The organism is Brachybacterium hainanense (assembly GCF_042434575.1).
GTDB lineage: Bacteria > Actinomycetota > Actinomycetes > Actinomycetales > Dermabacteraceae > Brachybacterium > Brachybacterium hainanense.
In genome coordinates, this window is sequence record NZ_JBHLSV010000052.1 from 1 (window position 1) to 2178 (window position 2178).

The 2178-nt window shown below is 78.0% G+C and carries 2 protein-coding genes; both read right to left on the reverse strand.

Features of this window, described 5'->3' with window-relative positions:
* The coding region (locus ACFFF6_RS19885) for an ABC transporter permease (protein ID WP_376983264.1) at nt 1-1332 on the reverse strand (1332 nt) is incomplete at its 3' end.
* A complete protein-coding gene (locus ACFFF6_RS19890; RefSeq protein WP_376983265.1) occupies nt 1329-2117 on the reverse strand; it encodes an ABC transporter ATP-binding protein in 789 nt (262 codons plus the stop codon). The genes ACFFF6_RS19885 and ACFFF6_RS19890, both read right to left, overlap by 4 nt.
* Between the last annotated feature and the right edge of the window lie 61 nt (nt 2118-2178).

A 2178-nucleotide genomic window follows, 5' to 3' on the forward strand; every position in this document is an offset into this window, starting at 1 on the left:
CGCCCGGATCGCCGCGGGCGCCGTGGCCAGCAGCCCGAGCGCCGTCCCCGTCCCGAGGAGGAGGACGGGCACCCAGGCCGGGACCGCGCCCATCCGCTGCGCGAGCTGCCCGGCGACCCCGCCGGGGTCCTGCGCCCGCACGAGGGCCGCCAGCGCGAGCCCGGCCCCGATGCCGAGGCCGGAGGAGACCAGCCCCAGGCCAGCTCCCTGCACGAGCAGCAGGGAGCGGACCGCCGCCGGGGTCGCACCGCTCGCGACGAGCAGCCCCGTCTCGCGGCGCTGTCGCTCCGCGCCGATGAGGAACGCCGGCGTGATGAGCAGCAGCAGGAGGACCGCGGAGGCGATCGCACCGACCCCCGCGAGGGTCGCCTGCAGGAGGAGGCGCTGCGGGTCCACCGCCACCGGGTACAGCTGGTCTCGGGGCGGGTAGTCCTCGAGGACCTGCCGGGAGACGGCGACGACCTGCAGCGCGTTCAGCGCGCGCACCTGCTGCCAGGTGATCGGCGCGTCGCCGAGGGCCAGCAGGTGGCGGCTGATGCCGGCGCCGTCGCGGGCGGTCATGTCCTGCAGCCAGCCCGCGCCGGCCCAGGCGCGGCCGGCGTCGTCCGCGGGGTGCGGGGCATCGGCCGCGATGCCGACGACCCGGTAGCCGCGCACGGAGTCCTGCATGATCTCGCCGATCCGGCCGTCGGTGCTCATCCAGCCCGTCGCGGGCGGGGCGATGAGCTGGGCGGTCCCGCCGAGGGGGACGCCGAGCCGCTCCGCGACGCTCGCGGACAGGACGACCTCCTGGGCCGAGGCGGGCAGGGTCCCCTCCACCAGCTCCGGGACGAGAAGCCCCAGCACCTCGGGCTCCGCCTCCTCGAGGCGGAGGCGTCCGAGCCGCTGCGCGTCGAGCCCGTCGACGGCCTCGACCGAGCTCACGGCGGCCTTCTCGCCGGGGCCCGCGTCCAGGCCCGTCGCGGCGATCAGCTCGGGGGAGCGCCACCATGCGCGCAGGTCGACGTCGTCACCGAGGACCGTGCGCAGATCCGCGTCAGAGGCGGGGACGGTCCCGGGATCGGCGACGAGCGGGGGCGTGACGCCCTCGGGGGTCTGCGGGATCGGCCCGGATCCGGGCAGCACCGCGGTCGCCGTGAGGCGGGCGGAGACCCCGTCGGGCAGGGTCGCCAGCGCATCCGTACGGCTCGTGTCCGCGATCCCGGTCGTCGCGACGGCGGGCACCGCGACGGCGATCGGCCCCGCGATGAGGAGCACGGCGGTCAGCGTCCGGGCCAGGTTGCGCCGCGCATCGCGCGCGGCCAGACGCAGCAGCGCCCGCAGGGCGCTCATCGTCCGCCGCCCGCATGCGGCGGCGCGAGCAGCAGCTCGGGGTCGGAGGGAGCGGCCTGGCCGATCACCCGGCCGTCGCGCAGCTGGACCGTGCGATCGGCCCAGGCGGCGAAGCGCGGCTCATGGGTGACCAGGACGACCGCGGCGCCCGCATCGGCCCGCAGCCGCAGCAGCTCGACGACCTCCGCGCCGGTGCGCGAGTCGAGGGCGCCGGTGGGCTCGTCGGCCAGCAGCAGGCGCCGCGGCCCCACGATCGCGCGGGCGATCGCGACGCGCTGCGCCTGCCCGCCGGACATGTCCTCCGGCAGACGGTCCGCGAGCTCGCCGATGCCGACGGCGTCGAGGGCCGCGTGCCCCTCCTCGCGGGCGCGGCGGGCGGGCACGCCGTCGAGCTCGCGGGGGAGCATGACGTTCTCGAGCGCGGTCAGGGACGGCAGGATGCTCAGGTCCTGGAAGACGTAGCCGATGCTCCCGCGACGGATCCGCGCGCGTCCCGCGGCGCCGAGGGCGGTGAGGGCGGCGCCGTGGACGAGCACCTCGCCGCTCGTGGGGGTGTCGAGGCCGCCGGCGAGCTGCAGCAGCGTCGACTTCCCGGAGCCGGAGGGGCCCATCACCGCCACGAACTCCCCGGCACGGACCCGCAGGTCCACGCCGTCCAGGGCCGTGACCTGCCGGGCCCCGGTGCCGTGCACGCGGCGGAGTGAGCGCAGCTCGAGCGAGGGCGGGTCCGCCTGCGCGGGCGCGGCGGCAGCGGCCGGGAGAGGCGCGGGCGCGGCGGCGTTCATCGGGAGCTCCGCGACGGGGCGGGATCGGCGACCGGGCCGGTGGCCTGCGGCGCAGAGCCGG

Coding starts and splice junctions, on each gene's coding strand:
- ACFFF6_RS19890 (WP_376983265.1), bottom strand. CDS start 2,117: ATGAACGCCGCCGCGCCCGCGCCTCTCCCGGCCGCTGCCGCCGCGCCC.